We start from the raw sequence: 22,828 nt of genomic DNA, 5'->3' as shown, positions 1-22,828 counted from the left end.
CGCTAAGGATCACATGTCCGCCGCTCGTGAGCAAAGGCCTCAGGTTCAGGCAGAAAGACTTATGCAGCTTCCTGGAAATCCATCTCTGGCGGCTGCCGACGGAAACCGCCGGTCAACACTGCCAGGTACACCACGCCAATCGCCAGCCAGCTCAACCCCAGGTACACCGCCAGATGATCGAGGCTGACCATCAGCCACAAATCCGCTGCCAGGCCGATGAACGGGAACAGCAGGAACAGCACGAACTCACGCGGGCCTTTTTTCTCGCCACCGATCCAGTAATGGAAAATCACCGACAGGTTGACCAGGCTGAAGGCCAGGAACGCGCCGAAGTTGATGAACGAGGTCGAGGTGGTGACGTCCAGTTTCAGTGCCAGCAACGCCACCACCGCGCACAGCAGGATGCTGTTGATCGGCGTGCCGAAGCGTTCGTGCAAGGTGCCGAAAAACGCTTTCGGCAACACGCCGTCGCGACCCATGGCGTACAGCAGCCGCGAACCGCTGGCCTGGGCCGACAACCCCGAGGCGAATTGGCCGACGATCAGGCCGATCAGGAAGATCGACACGAACAGGTCGCCACCGATGTTGCGGGCAATTTCATAGGCCGCCGAGTCGACGTTGTCGAACTGGAACGACGGATGAGCAATCTGCACGAAGTACGACACGCCGACGAAAATCAGCCCGCCGATCAAGGTGATCAGCATGATCGCCCGGGGAATGGTGCGGCGTGGATCGCGGGTTTCTTCGGTCAGGGTGCTGACCGCGTCGAAGCCCAGGAACGAGTAGCAGGCGATGGCCGCGCCACTCATGATCAGCGGCATCTGCATGTCGCCGTTGAAGAACGGTTTGATCGACCACAACGGCGTGCTCGCATCGCCGCCGACGTAATGCACGCACAACGCGACGAAGGCGATCAGCACCAGGAACTGCACCAGCATCAGCAAGGCGTTGATGCCATTGGCCAGTTTCAGGCCGACGATGTTGATCGCGCTGGTGATACCGATGAACGCCAGCACCCAGATCCACTGTGGCACTGCCGGGAATGCGGAGTTGAGGTAAGCCGCGCCGATCAGCCAGATCGCCATGGGCAGGAACAGGTAATCGAGCAGCACCGCCCAACCGGCGATGAACCCGAGTTTCGGGCTGATGGCCTTGCGCACATAGCTGTAGGCCGAGCCGGCCACCGGGAACGCCGAGGCCATGCGCCCGTAGCTCATGGCGGTGAAAAACATCGCCACCAGCGCCGCGAGGTACGCGGCCGGCACCATGCCGGCGGTGGATTGGGCGAGGATGCCAAAGGTGCCGAGCACAATGATCGGCGTCATGTAGGCGATGCCAAACAGCACCACCGACCCCAGTGACAGGGTGCGTTGCAAACGAGCCATGAGCGACTACTCCGGATTTTATTGGATTTATGGCAGAGCCGAGTTCGGCGCAAATTACGGGTGTTGCGTTGTTGTTCTTGGGTCAGGCAGGTGTGTTGTCCGGGAGGACCTCATCGCGAGCAGGCTCGCTCCTACAGGGTTTTGTGTCGGTTACAAAATCTGAATCCACTGCAGATCCCTGTGGGAGCGAGCCTGCTCGCGATGGCGTCATCCTGGTCGACAAGAAATCAGGATCAGCGCACAGGAATCAGCAGCTCCCGCAATCCGGACGCATGCTCAACTACCTCCCCCGGCAACTTCAGCCGCTGATCATCCAGATAGCGATAATCCTGGCGCGCCGTCGTCAGTTGGTTCAGGTCCAGTTCAACGGCAAACTGCCCTTCCTCGCGTCCGGCTTCGAATAACAGGGTGCCCAGCGGATCAACCAGTGCACTGCCGCCGGCGAACAGCAGATTGTCATCGCCGGTTTCCACACGGTTGACCATCAGCGCAAACGCCTGGTTTTCCTGGGCCCGGGCCATGATCGCGGTGCGATGGGTCGGGCCGTACGGGTCCATGTTGCCGTTGGTGACGATCAGCAGCTCGGCGCCCAGTTGGGCCAGGGCGCGGGCGCTTTCGGGGAATTCGATGTCGTAGCAAATCAGCAGGCCCACGCGCACGCCGTTCCACAGGCAGGTGGCGTAGCGATCGCCCGCCTCGTAGACACCGCGATCCGAGGCCCACAAGTGAGTCTTGCGGTACTTCAGCGCGATGCCTTCAGGAGTGATCAGCAACGTGGTGTTGTAGAAACGGCCGTTGTCGTTCTCGGCCATGCCGATGGCCACGGCAATATTGCGCTGGCGGGCGGCGGCGATTACCGCACTAACGGACGGGCCGTCCAGCGCCTCGGCCACCTCGGCCACGGACTCGGCCGAAGGGAAGCCCATCAAGTGGCCTTCGGGGAACAGGATCAGCTGCGTGTCGGCTGCGCACGCAGCCATCGCCGCCAGGGTGCGTTCGAGGTTGTAAGCCGTATCGTTGTCACGGCCTGCCAGTTGGGCGAGTTCGACCTTCATGGGTATTCCTTGTTATGGGCCGGACGGCAGAAAGATTGCCCGGTCGGTGTCTGTGCGCCAGTATGCGCAGCAAGCAACCGGGCGGGGAATTACGCCGCTGGGGTAACACGATAGGGGTAGATGCATGACACTCTCGTTGGACGACATCGCCTGGCACCGCTCGGTGGGGCAACTGATCGACGCCCTGGACAAGCCCAACTTCTGGACCCAGCTTGTGCGCTTGCTGGACCAGTACGTGCCCTTCGACAGCTGGGTGGCGCTGCTTTTCAGCGCCGATCAGCGCCCCCAGGTGTTCGCCGAATGCCCCGGCGAGGACGGCAGCCCCGACCAGTTGTTCCAGGATTACCTGCGCGGCCTGTACCTGCTCGACCCCTTCTACATCGCCTGCCGCGAGCAGTCGCGCACCGGGCTGTATCGCCTGTCGGAGGTGGCCCCGGAGCACTTCGAGCTGACCGAGTATTACCAGCGCTACTTTCGTCTGAATGTGGTGGCCGACGAAATCCAGTTCAATTGTCAGCTCGAAGGCGACCGCACGCTGTGCCTGTCCCTGGGCAGCACCCAGCGCTTCAGCGGCCAGCAGATCGCCTTGTTGTCGTTGATCCAGCCGTGGGTGCTCGGTTTGTTGCGCCAGCGTCTACCCTATGAAATCAACGAAGTCGTGGCCCTGGCCCCCGCACCGCCGCAAGCCGACTGGCGGGTACAGCTGGAGGCCTCTGTGCAGCAACTCAAAGGCGCGCAGTTGACCGCCCGGGAGCTGGATGTCGGGCGCTTGATGCTTAGCGGTTGCTCCAGTAAAGAAATCGCCCGTAAGCTGGAAATCTCTGCCGAAACCGTGAAAGTCCACAAGAAACACATGTACAGCAAGCTGGGGATCAAATCCCAGTCCGAGCTGTTTTCGATTTTTCTCCAGGCACAAAATGCCTGACAGCTTTTCTGTAGGAGCGAGCCTGCTCGCGATAGCGGTATGTCAGCCAACATCGATGTCGACTGCACCGCCGCCTTCGCGAGCAGGCTCGCTCCTACAGTGTTTTGTGTTTTAGCCACAATATTGAGTCCGAACCCAAGGAAACCGTATGAGCCTGTCACTCCTGAGCCGCTACGCCTTCTTTGCCGTCTGCGTGATCTTCTCCCTCGCCAGCCTGCCTTTTCTTGACTATGACTGGCTCTGGCCGATCACCGCCGTCACGGCTGTCCTCAGCCTGATCGGTGTGTTCGATCTGCTGCAAAGCCCCCACGCGGTGCGCCGCAATTACCCGATCCTCGGCAATATCCGTTACCTGGTCGAAGGCATCCGCCCGGAAATCCGCCAGTACCTGCTCGAATCCGACAGCGACGCCCTGCCCTTCTCCCGGGCCCAGCGCTCGTTGGTCTATTCCCGGGCCAAGAATGAAACCGCCGACAAACCCTTCGGCACACTGATTGACGTGTATCAGTCGGGTTTCGAATTCATCGGCCACTCCATGCGCCCCGCGCCGTTGAGCGACCCGAGCAGTTTCCGGGTCACCGTCGGCGGCCCGCAGTGCACCCAGCCGTATTCGGCGTCGGTGTTCAACATTTCGGCCATGAGTTTCGGTTCCCTCAGCGCCAACGCCATCCGCGCGTTGAACCAGGGTGCCAAGCTCGGCAACTTCGCCCATGACACCGGCGAAGGCAGCATCAGCCCCTATCACCGGGAGAACGGCGGCGACCTGACCTGGGAACTGGGCAGCGGCTACTTTGGCTGCCGCACCAGCGACGGTCTCTTCGACCCGGAACGCTTCGCGGCGCAAGCCCGGACGCCGCAGGTGCGGATGATCGAAATCAAGATGAGCCAGGGCGCCAAGCCCGGCCACGGCGGCATCCTGCCCAAACACAAGGTCACCCGGGAAATCGCCGAAACCCGCGGCATCCTGATGGGCGAGGACTGCGTGTCACCGTCGCGCCACACTGCGTTTTCCACGCCGATCGAAATGATGCATTTCATCGCACAGTTGCGTGAGTTGTCCGGCGGTAAACCGGTGGGCTTCAAGTTCTGCCTCGGCCATCCGTGGGAGTTCATGGGCATCGCCAAAGCCATGCTGGAAACGGGCATCCTCCCGGACTTCATCGTCGTCGACGGCAAGGAAGGCGGCACTGGCGCCGCGCCCGTGGAGTTCACCGACCACATCGGTGTGCCGATGCGCGAAGGCCTGCTGTTCGTGCACAACACCCTGGTGGGCCTGAACCTGCGGGACAAGATCAAACTCGGCGCCAGCGGCAAGATCGTCAGCGCCTTCGACATCGCCAGCGTGCTGGCCATCGGCGCCGACTGGGCCAACTCGGCACGCGGCTTCATGTTCGCCATCGGCTGCATCCAGTCGCAGAGTTGCCACACCAACAAATGCCCGACCGGCGTCGCCACCCAGGACACCCTGCGCCAGCGCGCGCTGGTGGTGCCGGACAAGGCCCAGCGTGTATTCAACTTCCACCGCAACACCCTCAAGGCCCTGGCGGAAATGCTCGCCGCCGCCGGCCTCGAACACCCGTCGCAGTTGTCGGCCAAGCATCTGGTGCGACGCATGTCGGCGACCGAGATCAAGCTGTTCTCGCAGTTGCACGTATTCCTCAAACCGGGGGAGTTGCTGACCGGCGAGGTGAACGGCGAGTTCTACTCGCGGATGTGGCAGATGGCCCGGGCCGACAGTTTCGAGCCCCATGACATAGCGGCGGCATGACCTCGCCACCCCGATCAAAATCGCGCCTCACCAACGCAGTGTTTTGCTCGGGGTCGGTTCCTTCATCACGATGAAACCGTAATCACCGATCAGGTAAATCCGGTAGTACTGGCTGTCCACCAGTGCCGGATAACCCTGATAACCCACCCGTGTCGCGTTGCGCCGCTCCCGCTCCGCCACCACGTTGGTGATCCCCGCTTTCGGCAGATTCTCGGCCAGCATGTAAAAGTCGGTATTGAGCAGGTAGTGCAGCACCGGCAGCTGCTTGAATGAGCCTGACGCCGCCACTAACCAATAGTCGGAATAACTCACCGAGATGTAGATCCGCCTGGCCTCGCGCAGCGACTGGTGGCTGGCGATGTCGTACGCAAGACCGGCCAGCGCCGTGGACGCAAAGGTTTTCTGCACCGTCAGCACCCGGCCGTAGGCGAACGACAGCGACAACATGGCCAGCAGGGGAATCATCAACAACAGTGGCAGGCGCTCATGGATCGACGCCAGCGCCAGATGACCCAGGTAGAACAGCAATACCAGCAGCACGGCGAAGCCCATCAAGGTGCGAGCGCCTTCGTTGAAGTCGCGGAAAAACAGAGCCACACCGGACACCAGCAGCGTCACCACCGGAAAAGTCAGCAAACACATCAGGCCGATCAACAGCTTCTTCGGCCCGCTGTCCTGGCGCGCCGCTACGTTCAATCCCAACCGCACCGCCCCGGCTATCGCGAGCAACAGCAACCCGCCGAACACCCAGAGCCATCCGCCATGGAACAGCAGCACGACCTTTTCCAGGACCCGGCCAATGTTGATCTGGATCTGCAATGAAGGATGCGCCGTCCAATCGAGCATCGATGTGCGATTGGAGTCCATGAACGGACCCGCACTGACGCTGTAGATCAACCCGCCGAGGATGACCTGGGCGGCTTTCCAGCCCAGCAGGTCGCGCCATGGCACCGGGGCCGTTTTATCGTTGGCGGCCCTGAGCAACTCCAGGCAACACAGGCCCAGGAACACATTCAGGCTGATCTGATACAACCCCAGCGCCAGTGCTATCAGGAACGCCGGCACCAGCCATTGCACGCCGCGCCACGGGTGACGAAAGGTTATGGCGTAGATCACCGTCACCAGGCTCAGGGCCGTGGCGGGACCGTCGTATTGATAGGACAGGTTTTGCAGGAAGAACGGGTTGTACCAGAGCGGCAACAGCACCAGGCAACAAGCGACGGTGGGCTGGCGGAAGTAATGGAACGTCAGGCTGGTCAGCGCCGACGCCATGGCCAGCGTGGCAATCAACAAGGGCAAGGGAAAGATGTTCGGCGCGGCATGGCTGAAGGACAGCGCGTTGTAGAACAGCTGGGCGAAGAGTCGGCCCTGTTCGGCCCAGGCCATACCCGCCGACAGCGAGCGCCAGTTGTCATCGATGTAGGGAAAATCCGCGAGGATCAACGGCAGGACATACACCAAGGTGGCGAACAGAAAAAACTTCCAGACCTGATGCCGGCTGAGCTCGCGAACGAAGAAGTCGCTGAACCGGCCCATGCTAGCGCCCGCCCCGGTTTTTACCGCCGACGATGTCCTTGATCACATAGCGCGGCCGGTGCTTGGCCTCGATGTAGATGCGCCCGATGTACTCGCCGAGGATGCCGATGCCGATCAGTTGCACGCCGCCGAGAAACAGGATCGCGGTCATCAGCGACGGATAACCGGGGACGCTGTTGCCGAAGAAAATCTTGTCCAGCACCATGTACACCGCATAGAGCACCGCGAAAATCGATATGCCGCCACCGACGTAAGTCCACAAGCGCAGCGGCACGGTGCTGAACGAGGTCACGCCTTCCAGTGCCAGGTTCCACAGCTTCCAGCCGTTGAACTTGCTGCTCCCCGCCACTCGCCCCGCCCGCTCGAACTCCACCACCACGGTATTGAACCCGGCCCACGACAACACGCCTTTCATGAACAACTGGTGCTCGGGCAGGGAACGGATCACATCGACCACCTTGCGATCCATCAGCCGGAAGTCCCCGACGTTTTCCTCGATGCGGGTGTAGGCGATGCGATTGAGCACATGGTAGAAAATCGACGCGCTGTGGCGCCTGAGGTAGCCGTCGGCGGCCCGGCTGCGGCGCTTGGCGAGCACCACGTCGGCACCCTTTTGCCATTGCTCGACCAATAACGGAATGACGTTGATCGGGTCCTGCAGGTCGACATCCATCGGGATCACGGCATCGCCGCTGGCGTGTTCCAGGCCGGCAAACAATGCCGGCTCCTTGCCGAAGTTTCGCGAAAAATTGATCAGCATGACCTGATCATCCGCCAGGGCCAGTGCCGTAGCCTGTTCGGCCGTGCGGTCGGAGCTGCCGTCGTTGATGAACACGATCTCGACGTCGGTGCCGCTGAGCTTCAATTCCCGTCGTACCGCCTGATAAAACAGGTCGATCGCCTGTTCTTCGTTGAACACAGGGACAATGAGCGACACTTTCATTGATCACGCTCGCGAAACACCACGTATTTGGAATATAGGAAGCCGAATACCAGGCTCAACGCCGAGAACAAGGCCACGGTGAGCAAACCATGCAATCGCCAGACATCGCCGAGATGACCGACCCCCAGGCTCAATGCCCCCATGCCCAAAAGAAACAGCAGGTAACCTGCGACCGTCGCATTGGCGGCAAAGGTAAATTGCGCGTTCATGTAGAAAGAAAACGACGCAGCCACGCAGAAGGCCGCCAGGTTGCTGATTGCCTGGCTGAGGCCGGCCGCCACGCTCAGCAGGAAAAAGATCTGCCAGTGGATCAGGGTGTTGGCGACCCCGATCACCGTGTAACTGGACAGCCCTTTCCACAACAGTCTCATTGGAGGCTCCCGTTTCAAGAACGTTGCACTCATTAGTATTTGATGACTGTCTGCTGTCAGAAATCGCAGGTTGACGGACCTTTCAGACCAGCGGTTGAGCCTTGGGGCAACCCCCGAGACATCCGGCAATATCCCGACTTTGCAATTGCCCGCGAATCAGTCCACCCTGCGCGCCGCCGATCGGGCGCGTGGCCTTCGCGCCCGCGGCCAATCCCATTTTTACCCGCTGTTACGAGCCTGCTGTCATGACGTTAGCACGCGATCACCGGATCGACTTTTTTCGTGGTCTGGCACTGATCTTCATCTTTTGGGATCACGTGCCCCACAACCCCTTGGGGCAAATCACCCTGCGTAACTTCGGTTTCAGCGATGCGGCCGAGGTTTTCGTGTTTCTGGCAGGTTACGCGGCCGTACTGGCGTACGGCAAAGTCCTGGCGCGCGAAGGCTTTCTGATCGCCTGCGTGAAAATCCTGCGCCGGGCCTGGGTGCTCTACGTGGTGCATATCTTCCTGCTGGCGATGCTGATGGGCATTGTGTTTTTCGCCAACAGCCACGTGGAAACACGGGACCTGGTGGAGGAAATGGGCATGCATCACTTCATCAGCAACCCGCAGCAGGCGCTGATCGATGAACTGCTGTTGCGCTTCAAGCCGAACCTGATGGACCCGTTGCCGCTGTACATCGTGCTGTTGGCGGGCTTGCCCCTGGTGCTGCCGCTGCTGGTGCGCAAGGCCTGGGTGGTGGTCGCGATGTCCTTGGCGCTGTACCTGATGGTGCCGCTGGCTGGCTGGAACCTGACGGCCATCAAGGACGGCGTGTGGTATTTCAACCCGGTCGCCTGGCAGTTGCTGTTCGTACTCGGCGGTGCCGCTGCGATTCACAGCCAGCGCCCGCGCTTGCCCGAGTCCCGCCCATTGCTACGCCAGCCGCTGTTTGTCAGTGCGGCGCTGTATGTAGTAGCCGCCGGTGTGTTGACCGTTCTGTGGCGTTGGCCGGACATTCACGATGCCGTGGTGCCGGCGAGCCTGCGAAACTTCCTGTACCCCATCAGCAAGACCGATCTGTCCCCCGTGCGCCTGCTGCACTTCCTGGCACTGGCCTATGTCACGGCGAAACTGATTCCCGACAGTGGATGGACGCAAAACTGGCTCGCGCAGCAAAGTTGCCGCATGGGCCGTTTCTCGCTGGAGATTTTCTGTCTGGGCGTGCTGCTGGCGCCATTGGCGGACATGGTCAATGCGTTGACCAACGATGCTTTTGCCATGCAGATCTTCACGGCGCTGGTGGGTGCCGGGTTGATGGCGTTGCTGGCGGCGTGGCTGGAGTTCAACAAGTGGTTGACCCGGTCACCGCAAACCGTCGCCGTCCGTTGACTGCTTCTGTGGCGAGGGAGCTTGCTCCCGCTCGGCTGCGAAGCAGACGTAAACCGGATAGCGTGGTGCACCTGAAGGATCACGATTGCAGCGTTCAGGGCCGCTACGCGCCCCAGCGCGAGCAAGCTCGCTCGCCACAAAAGCCCCTGCTCACAGATAAATGTCCTTCAACAAAAAGCCCCGATCATTTCGACCGGGGCTTTTGTCTTTCAGGCATTACGACTTACGAAGCCGAACGCGCCGCACCTTGCGAAACATTGGTCGGTTGCAACTTGAACACGTAGAACAACACCGTCAGCAGCACCAGGAACGCAGGGCCCACATACAGCGCCACGCGGGTGTCCGGGAAGTACGCCATCAGGCCGACCACCAGCACCAGGAACGCCAGCGCCAGATAAGAGCTGATCGGGTACAGCCACATGCGGTATTTCAGGCCGGCCGCTTCGCTGGCGCTCAGGCCCTTGCGGAATTTCAGCTGGGCCAGCAGGATCATCGCCCAGGTCCAGATCGCGCCGAAGGTGGCAATCGCCGTCACCCAGACAAACACCTTTTCCGGCACCAGATAGTTGAGCAGTACGCCCAGCAGCAACGCGCCAATCGACAGCAGCAATGCACGACGCGGCACGCCATTGTTCGAGGTCTTGGCAAAGCCCGCCGGGGCCTGGCCGTTCTGCGCCAGGCTGTAGAGCATGCGCCCGGTACTGAAGATGCCGCCGTTGCAGGACGACAGCGCAGCGGTAATCACCACGAAGTTGATGATGCCCGCCGCTGTCTTGATGCCCAGCCGCTCGAAAGTCATCACGAACGGACTGCCCTGAGTACCGATTTCGTTCCACGGGTAGATCGACAGGATCACGAACAACGCGCCGACGTAGAACAGCAGAATCCGCCAGAACACCGAGCCGATGGCGTTGGGGATGGTCTTTTGCGGGTTCTTCGCTTCACCGGCGGTCAGGCCGATCATCTCCACGCCAAGGTAGGCGAACATCACCATTTGCAGGGACATCAACACGCCTTGCACGCCGTTGGGCATGAAGCCGCCGTGGGTCCACAGGTTGGAAATCCCCAGGGCCACGCCGTCGTTGCCGAAACCGAAGGCGATGATGCCGATGCCGCCGAACACCATCGCAATGATGGTGACGATCTTGATCAGGGCAAACCAGAACTCGAACTCACCGAAGGCCTTGACCGCGATCAGGTTGATCGAGCCCATGCTGATCAACGCGGCGAGCGCCCAGATCCAGCGCGGCACATCGGGGAACCAGATCCCCATGTACACCGCCACGGCCGTGATTTCCGCGACGCAGGTCACCAGCCACAGGAACCAGTAGTTCCAGCCGGTCAGGAAGCCCGCCAGCGGGCCGAGGTAGTCTTGGGCGTAACGGCTGAACGAGCCAGCGACCGGATTGTGCACGGCCATCTCGCCGAGGGCGCGCATGATCACCAGGATCGCCAGACCGCCGATGATGTAAGACAGCATGATGGCCGGGCCGGCCATTTCGATGGCCTTGGCCGAGCCCAGGAACAGGCCGACACCGATACAGGCACCGAGTGCCATCAGGCGAATATGCCGCTCGCCGAGTTCACGTTTAAGCGGACCACCCTGAGCGGTCTCGCCTTGGGGCAGGTGATTGCCTACGGGCATGGGGACATCCTCGTCTTGTTATTGGATATGACCACCGAGTGGCGAAGCGCTGACCGATAAGCCATCGCCTCCCGAACCGGTTCTGCTTCGTGGGCAGAGTCGTCTTGTAGGAAATACCCGCAAGATCAGTGGGAAAACGGCGCCGAGTATTGCACAACAATGGTGCATCGTCATGCCCAGACAAAAGCCTATAAAGCTCTAGCTCAAGTGTTTCAGCCCACCGTCCTACTGTGGCGAGGGAGCTTGCTCCCGCTCGACTGCGCAGCAGTCGCAAAACCAAAAAACCAGATATTCCAGACAGAGCAGAGTTGCTGATAAGGGGACCGCTTCGCAGTCCAGCGGGAGCAAGCTCCCTCGCCACAAAGGCGCTGCGTGGATCCGAATCTTTCAATTCGCAGGGAAGTTTCATTCAGCAATCGCAGCCACGAGTAGGAAAACAAGGCGCTAGCGTTTAACCAAACGCTAAAGGGAGCAACGGAATGCCTCCACATCCAAATTCGCAACTATTGCGCCGCGGACGTTACTCAGAATCAGGACGGGGATATTTAATAACCGCAGTCGTACATCAGCGCCGCCGATTATTCGCGGATTGGCGGCTTGGACGCCTGTTGGTTGAGGAGCTCAGGCGAGCCCATGATCAAAAATGGGTCAACTCAATGGCCTGGGTCATCATGCCGGACCACTTCCACTGGTTAATACAGCTTGAGCGGCACACGCTGCCGCAACTCATGCAGGCCATAAAATCTCGCAGCACTCTCACGATCAACCGGGAATTGAACGAAAGAGGAGCCTTCTGGCAAACCGGCTACCACGACCGGGCCATCCGCGACGGAGAAGATCTTCTACCGTTCGCTCGCTACATCGTTGCCAATCCACTCAGGGCGGGGCTTGTGGATAAAATTGGCGACTACCCGCTCTGGGATGCGTGCTGGCCCTGAGTACAAATGGCTGGCTGATCCTCTTGTGGCGAGGGAGCTTGCTCCCGCTAGACTGCGCAGCAGTCGTAAAGCCGGTGAAACATATCATCCAGACAAATCGCATTTGCCTGCCTGGGGGCCGCTGCGCAGCCCAGCGGGAGCAAGCTCCCTCGCCACAAAAAGAGGCCATTACCCGACATTTTGCCCTTCACATTTTTTTCACCTTCGCCAACCACCGTCTAAGCTTCAGTGAAGTCCGATCAATCTGCGTGAATGGATCAGTCGACTATGGGCGCTTTGTGGCAAACCGATTCGAGTAAAACCGTGGTTCCGAATGAACGTGAGGATGAAGCGCCTATTCCTGAAAAACCCCGTCGCTCCAGGCACGGATGGGGAGCGTTCTGGCTATTGCTGTTGATAATCGCGATTGTTGTGGGGCTGGCGGCTGCGAGGGAAATGCGTACCTCGAAGTTCCAGGCTCGGGAAGTCAGCAAATACGCCGCGTCCCTGAACTATGAACTCAAGCCCGGCCCCAGCGATGCTATTCGCTATCCGGGGGACGGCCCGTTCGATCGGCGCCTGGGCTACAGCTCGCTGGATGAGTTCCTGCCGCGCCTGATCAAGCGCGATTTCGTCGTCGAAGCACAAACCCGCTTTTCCCCGGCGCTGTTGAAGTACAGCGACAAGGGCCTGTTCGTGCCTTATGCCGAGAAAATCCAGGCCGGGCTGTCGATCACCGATTGCCGTGCAGCGCCGCTGTACCAGTACAACTATCCACAGCAGCTTTACTCGACCTTTGCCTCGATCCCGCCGGTGGTGGTCAACAGCCTTCTGTTCATCGAAAACCGCTTCCTGCTGGATCCAAAAGAACCGCTGGCCAACCCGGCGGTGGACTGGCCGCGGTTCGGCATGGCGGCATGGTCCCAGGTGGCCAAGCTGTTGCACGTTCCCGGCCAATCCGCCGGTGGCAGTACCCTGGCCACGCAGTTGGAGAAGTACCGGCATTCCCCCGATGGCTTGACGGTCAATGGCGCGGAAAAGATTCGCCAGATGATTTCCGCCACCGTACGCGCCTACCAGGCCGGGCCACAAACCCTCGAAGCCCGGCAGAACGTGGTTCGCGACTACCTCAACAGCGTGCCGCTGTCAGCCGTACCGGGCCACGGTGAAGTGCACGGCATGGCTGAAGGGTTGCGAGTGTGGTACGGCTCCGACTTCAATCAGGCCAACGAAGCGCTGTCCAGCACCGCGACGGATCCAAAAACCATGGCGGAAAAAGGCCTGGCCCTGCGCGAAATGCTGTCGTTGATGATTGCCCAGCGCCGCCCGTCGCATTACCTGACCAAGGGTCACGATGAACTGGCCGACCTCACCGACAGCCATATTCGCCTGCTGGCGCAAAACAATGTGATCGACGCCGAGTTCGCCGCCGCCGCCCTGGCCAGCAAAGTGACCTACCGCGACTGGGCCACCCAGCCGACCATTCAACCGATTGAAACCAACAAGGGCATCAGTGTTGCGCGCAGCCGTCTGGCCGGCATGCTCAATCGCCCGCTGTATGACCTCGACCGCCTTGACCTCTCCGCCACCAGCACCCTGCAAGGCGAGTTGCAAACCCAAGCCACCGCGTACCTGAAAAAACTCGCCGACCCGGAGTTTGCCACGCAAATCGGCCTGATCGGCGAACGCCTCCTGACCACCACCAGCACCACCCAGGTGCGCTACAGCTTCACCTTGTTCGAACTGACCCCGGACGGTTCGCGGGTTCGGGTACAGACCGACAGCACCGACCAGCCATTCGACATCAACGAAGGCAGCAAACTGGAACTGGGCTCCACCGCGAAAATGCGCGTGCTGACCACCTACCTGCAAATCATCGCCGAGCTGCACGACAAATACGCCGGCATGACCGTTCCGGAACTGAAGAAAGTCGACGTGCCGGACCAGGACCGCCTGAGCCGCTGGGCGGTCGATTACCTGATCGAGAACAAGGACCGCGACCTGCAAAAAATGCTCGGTGCCGCTCTGGACCGTAAATACTCCGCCAGCCCTGGCGAGGCATTCTTCACCGGGGGCGGCCTGCACGTGTTCCACAACTTCCGCAAGGAAGACAACGGCCGGATACCGCCCATACGCGACGCCCTGCGCGAATCGATCAACCTGCCGTTCATTCGCCTGATGCGAGACCTGGTGCGCTACACCATCTACTCCGGCCCGAACAGCAGTGCCGAACTGCTCAAGGACGACCGAGACCCACGGCGTCAGGAGTACCTGGCCGATTTCGCCGACCGCGAGGGCACTTCGTTCCTGCTCAAGTTCTGGAAGAGGTACAAGAACAAGGACACCCAGGACCGCCTCGATACCTTCCTCGACAGCATGCGCCCCACCCCGATCCGCATGGCCGCCGTGCACCGCTACCTGCTGCCGCAGGCCAGCCAGGAAAGCTTCAACGCCTTCGTGCGCTCACACCTCAAGGGCGCCACGCTCACGGAAAAACTCACTGACGAACGTCTTGTGCGGCTCTACGAGGCCTACGCTCCCGGCTCCTACGACTTGCCGGATCAAGGCTTCATCGCCAAGGTCCACCCGCTGGACCTGTGGCTGATGGGCTACCTGCTCAATCACCCCGACGCCAAGTGGAGCGAGATCGTCAAAGCCAGCCAGTTCGAGCGCCAGGAGGTCTACAGCTGGCTGTTCAAAAGCCGGCACAAGGGTGCCCGCGACAGTCGCATCCGCACCATGCTGGAGATCGAAGCGTTCCTCGATATTCACCAGCGCTGGCAGAAAGTCGGCTATCCGTTCGACCACCTGGTGCCGTCGCTGGCCACCGCCATCGGCAGCTCCGGCGACCGCCCCGCCGCCCTGGCCGAATTGATCGGTACCATCCTCAACGATGGCGTACGCATGCCGACCCTGCGTATCGACAGCCTGCATTTCGCTGCGAACACACCCTATGAAACCCAACTGATCAATGACCCGGACGTCGGCAAACGGGTGATGCCATCCGAGGTGGCGACCGCCATGCGCGAAGCCCTTTCACAGGTGGTGGATGCCGGTACGGCCAAGCGCGTGGCCGGCAGTTTCAAACTGCCGGATGGCAGCCCACTGGCCATGGGCGGCAAGACCGGTACTGGCGACAACCGTATCGAAGCCATTGGTTCCGGCGGACGGATCCTGAGTTCGAAATCGCTCAACCGCACGGCCACGTTCGTGTTCTACATTGGCGATTCCCACTTCGGCACCCTGACGGCGTTCGTGCCGGGCCGCTCGGCGGAAAACTTCACCTTCACTTCAGCGTTGCCGGTGCAGGTGCTCAAGGGCATGGCACCGATTCTGACGCCGTACCTGCAACCGGGCACCCACACGATGTGCCAGCCAACCCAGGCAACGGCTGTGCGCTAACCAGTACCAAAACCGGGGCCGGGGTGGCGGTAACTATGTATTTTTCACTCTTTGATTTTGGGAAGATCGGGGCAAAACAGGCATCCTTTCAAACCAGTTTTTGAGCTTTTTTCGGGGGCCACGCGTACCTAGTCTGTCCGTTCCATTATTGATCAACGGACGATCAGACAATGCCCAATCCGTATATTCCAGACTCGCTCGCCAATGATCTGGCCGATAAAAGTATCCATTTTGAACGGGTCAAACAGGCTATCCCTTACTGGCTGAAAGACACCTCCATCGCTCGTGTCAACGAACTGAAAGCCGACAGAGTGATCCTTCCAGACCCGTTGCGGAAAGCCACCCAGGTGCTGCAGCAACGACTGAAGCACGGCATCAAGCTCAGCTGGACGGCGCAAAACGAGGTAGATCGCGCACTGAGCGAACTGCAGGATGTCTACGCATTTGCCCGGCCCATCCTGCAACAGGCGCTGAAGGACCGCTTCGGCGTCGATGACGATGTCGAGCAGACCTGGCTACATTTGTATGCACCGGTGAAAACATCCTGGTGGGTGCATGACTTTTCAGACGGTACCACCAGCCGAACTGTTTCGCTGCTGGACGCCGCCCTGCATAATTTTTCGCTCGACGAGTCGTTTCACCAAGACTCCGAGTTCATCACCCGCCCCGACGCTCGTGGGCATTTTGGGGTCAAACACCTCAAGCACAAACTGAGCATCGATCAGTTCAAATCACTGTGCCGCGAACTGAACATCGGTGCCAGATACCAACAGCATCTGAACGATTTTTTGCTGTCGACCAACAGAGTGGCGAGCAATTACCTGCGCTACATCGTTATCCGCAGTCAGAAAAGTGCGTTGAACGTTGCGGCGCAAATGGCCCTGATGAAAAAGGACATCGACCAGGAGGCCTATGACGTCGTGCAAGGTATGCTCGACGATCGCTCAAAAATGCAATGGCGCGGGCAGCCCGTCGGTTATTACAACCTGTCGATGATGGACACGCGCCTGGTTGGCATTGTGCTGATCGCCCCTGATGTATCCACCGCCACAGGCACCGTCCCGGTCATGGCGTATGTTCCCCATGACCCGGAGCATCCGCTCAAACTGTACCCGTCGACGCTCGATTTCATGGCGCAACTGACACGCCAGCTGCGCGGTGGCACCTCCAGCAAAAGTTATCAACAGTACTTCAGCCAGTTCGTGCCCCATCAGCAACGCGGGCATTTCTTTGCCGGCCTCAATGACCGCCTGAGCACAATCGAATGGCAGCCGGTCCCACCTGGCTCCAACTTGCCCAGTTGGCGTGAAACACCCGTGGCCAACCCTGACTTGAAGTTCAGCCTGTCGAGCGTCAAGACCGACCGAGAGACGGTGTTCAAGAATGATCTTTGGGGCTACTACTACCGCCAGAAGCTCAACAAGATTCTCAACGATGGGCGGGAAATCGCGATTTCCACCGAGTACGCCGATCGCATGGCCCGCTGGGCCTGGTGGGATAACCTGGAAAAAATGCTGTCGGACATTCTCAACGTCGCGCTGCTGGTGGCGACGCCACTTGTCCCTGGCCTTGGCGAGCTGATGCTGGCGTACACCGCCTATCAACTGACCGATGAAGTGGTCGAGGGTATCGTCGACCTGGCCGAAGGTCATTTTGCCGAGGCGGCAGAACAGACCATCAGCGTGCTGGAAAGCGTCGTCCAACTGGGCGCATTTGCGGCGGGCGGCGCAATCGGTAATGTCGCGCGGGCGAAGCTCTCGCCGTTTTTCGAAAGTCTGAAACCGGTGCAGTTGGCAAATGGTGAGACACGGCTGTGGAACCCTGACCTAAGCCCTTATCAACGAGCCGACGTGGTTTTGCCGGCGGATGCACGGCCTGATCGACAGGGTATTCACCAGCATAACGGCCGGCGAATTTTGCACCTGAACAATCAACACTTCGAAGTGCTGGACGACCCGGTTACCGGGCAACAGCGCATTCGCCATCCGCAGCGGTTCGATGCCTATGCACCGACCCTGCGACACAACGGCCAGGGTGCCTGGGTCTGCGAAACGGAGAACCCGCGCGAGTGGGAAGGCACGACCCTGATGCGCCGCCTGGGCCATACGACCGATGCCTTCAGCGACACGCAACTGGAGCAGATCCGTCAAATCAGCGGCACTGAAGAGGCCGCGCTGCGCAGGATGCACGTCGAGCACGCCCCACCGCCGCCTTTGCTAACCGACACCCTGCAACGCCTGGGGGCACCGGTGAATCCGCCTCCTGTGTTGTCCCCCGAAATGGCTGCTCTATTCAGCGGTTTTCCCGAACTGCCCGACCCCGTCGCGGAAAAAATCTTCGCCGGCGCCACCCATTCGGAACGACAGCAGACTACCCGGCACAAGCGCCTGCCCTTGCGCCTGAAAAGCCAGGCCAGGGAACTTCAGTTCGAAACCCAGGCGGTGCGCGCCGCCCACGGTCTGTACGACAACGCGCTGGTCAGTGGCGATACCGAACGCCTGGTGCTGGGCACCTTGCGGATGCAAACCGATACCTTCGGCAACCTGCGCATCGAAATTCGCCAGGGCGTGCTCGACGGCGAACTGCGATGCAGCGCCGGGCCGGAAGATGCAGCACAAGTAAGGATCATGATTCGCGACGAATCTGGAAAATACGAAGTGCGTGACGCCGAGGATCAGCAGATCCACGCAGCCGATGATTTTCTTCCTGCCCTGCTCCAGGCCATGGGCCGGGATGGGCGCAGAGCGGTGGGATATCGAGCGGGGGATGTCGGGTTCTTCAAGCACTGGATCATTGCCAAAACCGAAACACCGAGCGAGCGCCGCGCGGTTCTGGCCACTCCACCTATTCGTGCTGTGGCCGAGCACGAAACCATGCTGTTGGTACGTGGTCCCGTTATCAGCAGGTCCGGCGAAACACTGCACGAGCGGATTCACGACCTGCATCCTCACTTTAGCGACAACGAGGTCGACACCTTTGCCCAGGCTCTGATCGAAAAGGGCGAACCGATGACACGTCTGGAGGAACAGAAAAATGAACTCGACGAACTACGCAGGACTGTCGAACTCTGGGAGCACCAATTCGCCGGGCTGGATGCCGATAATCCGATTCCTTTGCGTGGCGTCCGGCAACACATTGCCCTGGGCTTGCTCGACTGTTTTGAGCGAAAAAACACCAATCTCGGTAGCCGTACCGATCCGCACTGTTATGCGCTGGATCTGTCAGAGGACCTGCTGCCACTGGACCTGGAATCCGGGTGGCCGGAACGACCGCAGCTAGAAAGGTTTCTGGACAAGGTCACGATCCTGAAACTCGACAACACGCGCTTTTCCGGCAAGGCGAACGGTTTGTTGAAAGACTTCCCCAACCTTCGTGAACTCAGCGCCAGCCGGTGCGAGCTGACAAGCCTGCCGGAACACATTGGCACCATGCATCGGCTGGAACGCCTGCGCTTGAGTGACAACGAGATCGTTCTGGACGCCCCCGCAGTGGAGAAGCTAAAGCACCTGACCTATCTGGAAATACTCAAGCTCGATGAAAATCCGTTGGGACGATCTGTGGACATCTCACTTATGCCCCGGCTGAAAGTCGTAGGGTTGAGAGACACCGTGATCATGACCTGGCCCAAAGGCGTTTTGAGCAATCCCAGACCCCGCGGCTTACTGCTGGACCTTCGAGACAACCCGATCAGCCTCATTCCCAACGTGGTCCCCGGCACCCCACAAGCCTGGGTAGTGGGGCGTACACGGCTGGATGTCGGCAATCTGTCGGAACCGAACCAGTTGCTCTACCAGGAAATCCGCCGCTCAATGGCGCTGCCTCCGGAGCCTATCGTGCCCTCTAACACTCAGGCAGAGCTGATGATCAGCTCGAACTACAGCGCTGACCACTGGAATGATGTGCCTGGCTGGGGCGTCGATCGGGCCAACCTTTGGTCTGAACTGATCGACGAGCCCAAGGCCGAGCGGTTCATGACTGTACTGCTCAACACCAAAGACACTGCCGACTACCGGGCCGGCGGCCGGGCTCAGGATCAATTGCTACAAAGGGTCTGGCGCATGCTTGATGCCGTGCATGTCGACACCCGCTTGCGGGAAAAGCTGTTCACCATGGCAATCGCACCCGTGGACTGTGCTGATGCCGGCGCACAGCTGTTCAACCACATGGGCATCAACGTGCTCGCCTCCGAGGCCTACTCGTACTCCATCGATGCGGCAGAGCTTGAGCAGAAACTGGTGACCCTGGCCAAAGGTGCGGCACGACTGGAACAAGTGAACGACATTGCCCGGGCCGACGTCGCCAGCCGTGGCGGCAATCCTGACGAGGTCGAAATCTATCTGGCTTATCAGACCGGGTTGGCACAACGCCTGGGCTTGCCCTGGCAATCGGAAGGCATGCTCTACCGGCCAGTCTCGGGCGTCACCGACAGCATGATCGATCAAGCCTATGACACGGTGCTGGCCCTGGGCGAAGTCGATGGTCTGGTGAACAGAATGCTCGAGCAAGACTTTTGGGAAAACTACCTGGTTGAACGCTACTCGGTTGAAGTGGAGGCGAACAAACGCCACTATCAGAGCCTGTTCGACCAGTTGGAAACCTTGCGCACCACGCAGCGCGAATGGCTCGAATCGACGTCGGACATTGAGAAAGCCGACCTGCGCAACCGGCTCAGGGAACTCATCAACGATCTTCCCGTTCCAGAGACCGTGGTCTTTGCCGATGAGCCCATCAGCGAAACTGACTTCGATCGTTTTCTCGTCGACCTGGGTGACGAGGAGAAACAGATGGCGAGACAACTGACCCGAGAGGCTCTGCGCAAAGCCGGCCAATAAAGTCCACAAAGCAAGTCAAAGGCAGCCTGACGCATCAGGCTGCCGCACATCAAGGCGCAGCGGCGATGAATATCAGTTGCACATTGCCGTAATAAACACCCGGTTTGTATCCGCCGACAGGCACTTTCGGCACGATCTCCAAGGGAAAGCGGCCACCGGCGATTGCTTGCGCGGCGGTCAGTACTTCCCGCGGTTGTGGGTCATGGCTCAACTCCTTGCCATTGAAGCTGACGCGCAAATAAATGTTCTGATCGTCACGCCCGTTGGACAGATAAGGTTCTGCCTCCAACCGTGCTTCGATTGCGCTGGTGTCGTGCTTGACGTCGAAATTCTTGCGCAGCCCCTCCAATGTCTTGGTATGGATGTTCCACGCTAACGTCTGTTCAAGGTGTATCCAGTTCGACTCGGCCGGAATGATGTAAAACCCCAACGTCGGGATATTCACCGACACTTCGAACGTGCGCTCTTCCCGGGCCGCAAAAGCCTGGGTACTTATCAGCGCCATCACGCTCATCCACACGGCGATGGTCGATTGCTTGATCATGTCAGGTACCTGTTGCGACAAAAAATACCGCGAGCCAGCCAAGGTGACTCGCCCCTCCCGGTATTACTGGCTGGCGATGCGCAGCGTTTTTTTCGATGCGCCTTCCACCAGATTGAAGCGATATTCGCGGCCGGGCTTCTTCTCGAACTCAAAGGTTTTACCGGCCAGAACGTGGTGTTTGGTGGTCGGCTCACACTCGGTTTCGTTTTTCAGCGAGCAGTTGCGAAACTCATCGATCAGCACCACGGTATTGCCGTTGTTGCGCAGCCGGTAAACGCCGGGACTGTCATCGATCACACTGTCGAAGCGACTGTTTTTCGGTCGGACAAAAAACACCGTGCCAAACCCGGTCATCACGTTGACCCCCGCCGACAGGTTCTGTTTGTAGGCATCGCGCTCTTCACTCGACACCGCGAATTCGTCTTCTTTCTCCGGCACCACCGGCACGAAGCGCACGCGGAAATAACGCTCGGTGTCACGTTCGCCCATGTGCAACAAGCGCGTGCCCTGCATACCTTTGGCCGGCACGATCAGTCGCGCGGGGCTGGCCATCAAGCCATCCCGACCACTGCCGTCCGCCTGGGTCTTGACCGGAATTTCACGATGGCTGCCATCGGCGTCGTAGACGATTTCCAGGATGTTGACCTTGACGAACGCCGTGCTGTCTCCACTGTTGAACACGCGCTTGAGGTAGGTGCTCTTGTCGCTGTCGAGGTAGTCGTAAACCGTTCCGACATTGATTTGTGGTCCGGCCTGAATACCCAAGGAAAACCCGCTCAAAACCAACAGTGCCCATAGACGTTTCATACCCTTGAATCTCCTGACATTGAATACAACCCCGGACCGAACCATCGATACGAGGCCCATCAGACTTCCGAATCCCAGATCACGGTAACTTTGCCGCGATAGGTGGACGCCACACCGGGTTGAATCATGAATTCCATCTGATGTGGCGGGATCTCGAAGTGCAGAATTCCCGGTGCTCGATCTACATAAAAACCAGGTTGAAATTGCTGCGCATTGGCAGCCCCTGTTCTGAGTCGCTGGCGCTTGACCGGTTGCCCCGCGAGATTGGTCAACCCGTTTGGCAGACTGACGCTGACTTGCAATTCGACCGAGCGTTTCGACACCGGATCAAGAATCAGGCAGTCATAGGGGAAACCAGTGATTTCACACTCCAGCAGCATCTTGAACCGCGAAGACGCGGAGATATTGAACGTCTGGTCCCGAAACAAACGCACAGGTCTACGCCCCGCCTGCAACCAGCTTTGCCAGCCCCCCGCCGGGACCAGTTGGACTTTTTCGCCGCCAGGGGGGATGTCGACCTTGAGGGTGTGTTGCACATCCAGATTGAAGTTCAGGGTCAACGCCGAATCGCTCGGCAACATGACGTCGCCGAAATCGAAATCGCCGTTGGGTCCGATGCTGTAGGTCAACGAGCCTCTGTATTGCCCTGAAGACATGCCCAAGGGGTTGGGGGTTTCCAGTTCGTAGGCAAAATCCAGATACTCAAGGCGTAACCACGGCACATCAAACTTTGCCTGTTTGGAACACACGGCCTCTATCGGGGTTTTCCAGAAAAAGCTGTAGCTCGTATTCGTGAACCAGCCTACCCCGCTGTAGTGACAAGGTAGCGGCGCATATACCCAACTAGCCCCCCATAACAAGTTATGCGCAATCCTGTAGTCATCAGCCTCGCCCACCAACTGCATTACGTCGTCGGTCCTGTAACGCGATCCAATGCCGGCAATCCGGACCCTGACCGTTTCTGGCTCACCGGTAGTTTCGTGAATGACCGTCAGTGGTCGCCATTGGGCCGGTGCTTTCAACATAGCGCCTTGGCGTTCGGAAGCATGATTGGCCCGAATAGGAGCACGGGAGTCGAACTGGATCGGCACCTGCAGGCTGAACATCTCCTGCTGTTCACACTGTTCCGGGTAACTCGCGCAGTAACCGCTGGGCGGCGTGGTGTTCAGAAACTTGTTGCGATGTGGGAAGGCCGAATCCGGCTTGAATACAGCGGTAATTGAGACCTCTTCAGCCTTGACTGGATAAGCCACTGCGCAGGTGATCAAAGCGCCGGCCAACCACCAATGCCGACGTGTAACGAAAGAACGCGAGACGTTCATTTA

General features: G+C 59.5%; 15 protein-coding genes. 6 read left to right on the top strand and 9 right to left on the bottom strand.

Going from position 1 to position 22,828, the window contains the following annotated elements:
• Positions 1-59: 59 nt before the first annotated feature.
• Positions 60-1,385, bottom strand: coding sequence for an APC family permease (locus VC35_RS14695; protein ID WP_046041027.1), 1,326 nt, complete (start codon positions 1,383-1,385; stop codon positions 60-62).
• A gap of 233 nt (positions 1,386-1,618) precedes the next feature.
• On the bottom strand, positions 1,619-2,440 hold the full coding sequence (locus tag VC35_RS14690; protein ID WP_046041025.1) for a carbon-nitrogen hydrolase family protein: 822 nt from the start codon (positions 2,438-2,440) through the stop codon (positions 1,619-1,621).
• Between the two features lie 124 nt (positions 2,441-2,564).
• Here VC35_RS14690 and VC35_RS14685 point away from each other — a divergent pair, with 124 nt between their 5' ends.
• Positions 2,565-3,365, top strand: coding sequence for a helix-turn-helix transcriptional regulator (locus VC35_RS14685; protein WP_046041024.1), 801 nt, complete (start codon positions 2,565-2,567; stop codon positions 3,363-3,365).
• A 148-nt stretch (positions 3,366-3,513) separates the two neighbouring features.
• Positions 3,514-5,133, top strand: coding sequence for an FMN-binding glutamate synthase family protein (locus tag VC35_RS14680; RefSeq protein ID WP_046041023.1), 1,620 nt, complete (start codon positions 3,514-3,516; stop codon positions 5,131-5,133).
• A 27-nt stretch (positions 5,134-5,160) separates the two neighbouring features.
• Here the strand turns inward: VC35_RS14680 and VC35_RS14675 are convergent, their stop codons facing one another.
• Genes VC35_RS14675 through VC35_RS14665 form a run of 3 tightly spaced genes read right to left on the bottom strand, consistent with a single transcriptional unit; the run spans position 5,161 to position 7,983 of the window.
• Positions 5,161-6,669, bottom strand: coding sequence for a glucosyltransferase domain-containing protein (locus tag VC35_RS14675; RefSeq protein ID WP_046041022.1), 1,509 nt, complete (start codon positions 6,667-6,669; stop codon positions 5,161-5,163).
• Between the two features lies 1 nt (position 6,670).
• Positions 6,671-7,612 carry a glycosyltransferase family 2 protein gene (locus VC35_RS14670; protein WP_046041021.1) on the bottom strand — a complete coding sequence of 314 codons (942 nt, stop codon included), beginning with the start codon at positions 7,610-7,612 and terminating at the stop codon, positions 6,671-6,673.
• Positions 7,609-7,983 carry a GtrA family protein gene (locus tag VC35_RS14665; RefSeq protein ID WP_046041020.1) on the bottom strand — a complete coding sequence of 125 codons (375 nt, stop codon included), beginning with the start codon at positions 7,981-7,983 and terminating at the stop codon, positions 7,609-7,611. Before VC35_RS14665 ends, VC35_RS14670 begins: the two co-directional genes overlap by 4 nt.
• 245 nt (positions 7,984-8,228) lie before the next feature.
• On the opposite strand from VC35_RS14665, the gene VC35_RS14660 reads away from it, so the two are divergent.
• A complete protein-coding gene (locus VC35_RS14660) occupies positions 8,229-9,356 on the top strand; it encodes an OpgC family protein (protein WP_046041019.1) in 1,128 nt (375 codons plus the stop codon).
• A 223-nt stretch (positions 9,357-9,579) separates the two neighbouring features.
• Here VC35_RS14660 and VC35_RS14655 read toward each other — a convergent pair whose 3' ends face one another.
• Positions 9,580-11,001, bottom strand: coding sequence for an amino acid permease (locus VC35_RS14655; RefSeq protein WP_046041018.1), 1,422 nt, complete (start codon positions 10,999-11,001; stop codon positions 9,580-9,582).
• Between the two features lie 479 nt (positions 11,002-11,480).
• Between VC35_RS14655 and VC35_RS14650 the strand changes: the two genes are divergently transcribed.
• The 3 genes from VC35_RS14650 (at position 11,481) to VC35_RS14640 (ending at position 20,152) form a co-directional block, all read left to right on the top strand.
• Entirely contained in the window at positions 11,481-11,939 is a 459-nt protein-coding gene (locus VC35_RS14650) for an REP-associated tyrosine transposase (RefSeq protein WP_046041016.1), read from the top strand.
• A 267-nt stretch (positions 11,940-12,206) separates the two neighbouring features.
• Positions 12,207-15,320 carry a transglycosylase domain-containing protein gene (locus VC35_RS14645; protein WP_046041015.1) on the top strand — a complete coding sequence of 1,038 codons (3,114 nt, stop codon included), beginning with the start codon at positions 12,207-12,209 and terminating at the stop codon, positions 15,318-15,320.
• Between the two features lie 170 nt (positions 15,321-15,490).
• Complete coding sequence (locus VC35_RS14640; protein ID WP_046041014.1) at positions 15,491-20,152, top strand: NEL-type E3 ubiquitin ligase domain-containing protein; 4,662 nt, start codon at positions 15,491-15,493, stop codon at positions 20,150-20,152.
• 49 nt (positions 20,153-20,201) lie between these two features.
• Here VC35_RS14640 and VC35_RS14635 read toward each other — a convergent pair whose 3' ends face one another.
• From VC35_RS14635 to VC35_RS14625, 3 genes are all read right to left on the bottom strand, one after another.
• The gene (locus tag VC35_RS14635) at positions 20,202-20,696 is read right to left on the bottom strand and encodes a CS1 type fimbrial major subunit (protein ID WP_046041012.1); all 495 of its coding nucleotides are present in this window, start codon (positions 20,694-20,696) and stop codon (positions 20,202-20,204) included.
• A gap of 63 nt (positions 20,697-20,759) precedes the next feature.
• A complete protein-coding gene (locus VC35_RS14630) occupies positions 20,760-21,503 on the bottom strand; it encodes a pilus assembly protein (RefSeq protein WP_046041011.1) in 744 nt (247 codons plus the stop codon).
• Between the two features lie 59 nt (positions 21,504-21,562).
• The gene (locus VC35_RS14625; protein WP_046041010.1) at positions 21,563-22,825 is read right to left on the bottom strand and encodes a hypothetical protein; all 1,263 of its coding nucleotides are present in this window, start codon (positions 22,823-22,825) and stop codon (positions 21,563-21,565) included.
• Positions 22,826-22,828 lie beyond the last annotated feature (3 nt).

Origin of the sequence: Pseudomonas fluorescens, assembly GCF_000967965.1 — a bacterium.
GTDB classification, from domain to species: Bacteria; Pseudomonadota; Gammaproteobacteria; order Pseudomonadales; family Pseudomonadaceae; genus Aquipseudomonas; species Aquipseudomonas grandcourensis.
The sequence above is the reverse complement of the archived record's forward strand: the minus strand, read 5'-3'. Positions and strand labels throughout refer to the sequence as shown.

Coding starts and splice junctions, on each gene's coding strand:
- VC35_RS14625 (WP_046041010.1), bottom strand. CDS start 22,825: ATGAACGTCTCGCGTTCTTTCGTTACACGTCGGCATTGGTGGTTGGCC.
- VC35_RS14650 (WP_046041016.1), top strand. CDS start 11,481: ATGCCTCCACATCCAAATTCGCAACTATTGCGCCGCGGACGTTACTCA.
- VC35_RS14660 (WP_046041019.1), top strand. CDS start 8,229: ATGACGTTAGCACGCGATCACCGGATCGACTTTTTTCGTGGTCTGGCA.
- VC35_RS14695 (WP_046041027.1), bottom strand. CDS start 1,385: ATGGCTCGTTTGCAACGCACCCTGTCACTGGGGTCGGTGGTGCTGTTT.
- VC35_RS14635 (WP_046041012.1), bottom strand. CDS start 20,696: ATGATCAAGCAATCGACCATCGCCGTGTGGATGAGCGTGATGGCGCTG.
- VC35_RS14665 (WP_046041020.1), bottom strand. CDS start 7,983: ATGAGACTGTTGTGGAAAGGGCTGTCCAGTTACACGGTGATCGGGGTC.
- VC35_RS14685 (WP_046041024.1), top strand. CDS start 2,565: ATGACACTCTCGTTGGACGACATCGCCTGGCACCGCTCGGTGGGGCAA.
- VC35_RS14680 (WP_046041023.1), top strand. CDS start 3,514: ATGAGCCTGTCACTCCTGAGCCGCTACGCCTTCTTTGCCGTCTGCGTG.
- VC35_RS14630 (WP_046041011.1), bottom strand. CDS start 21,503: ATGAAACGTCTATGGGCACTGTTGGTTTTGAGCGGGTTTTCCTTGGGT.
- VC35_RS14655 (WP_046041018.1), bottom strand. CDS start 11,001: ATGCCCGTAGGCAATCACCTGCCCCAAGGCGAGACCGCTCAGGGTGGT.
- VC35_RS14640 (WP_046041014.1), top strand. CDS start 15,491: ATGCCCAATCCGTATATTCCAGACTCGCTCGCCAATGATCTGGCCGAT.
- VC35_RS14690 (WP_046041025.1), bottom strand. CDS start 2,440: ATGAAGGTCGAACTCGCCCAACTGGCAGGCCGTGACAACGATACGGCT.
- VC35_RS14670 (WP_046041021.1), bottom strand. CDS start 7,612: ATGAAAGTGTCGCTCATTGTCCCTGTGTTCAACGAAGAACAGGCGATC.
- VC35_RS14675 (WP_046041022.1), bottom strand. CDS start 6,669: ATGGGCCGGTTCAGCGACTTCTTCGTTCGCGAGCTCAGCCGGCATCAG.
- VC35_RS14645 (WP_046041015.1), top strand. CDS start 12,207: ATGGGCGCTTTGTGGCAAACCGATTCGAGTAAAACCGTGGTTCCGAAT.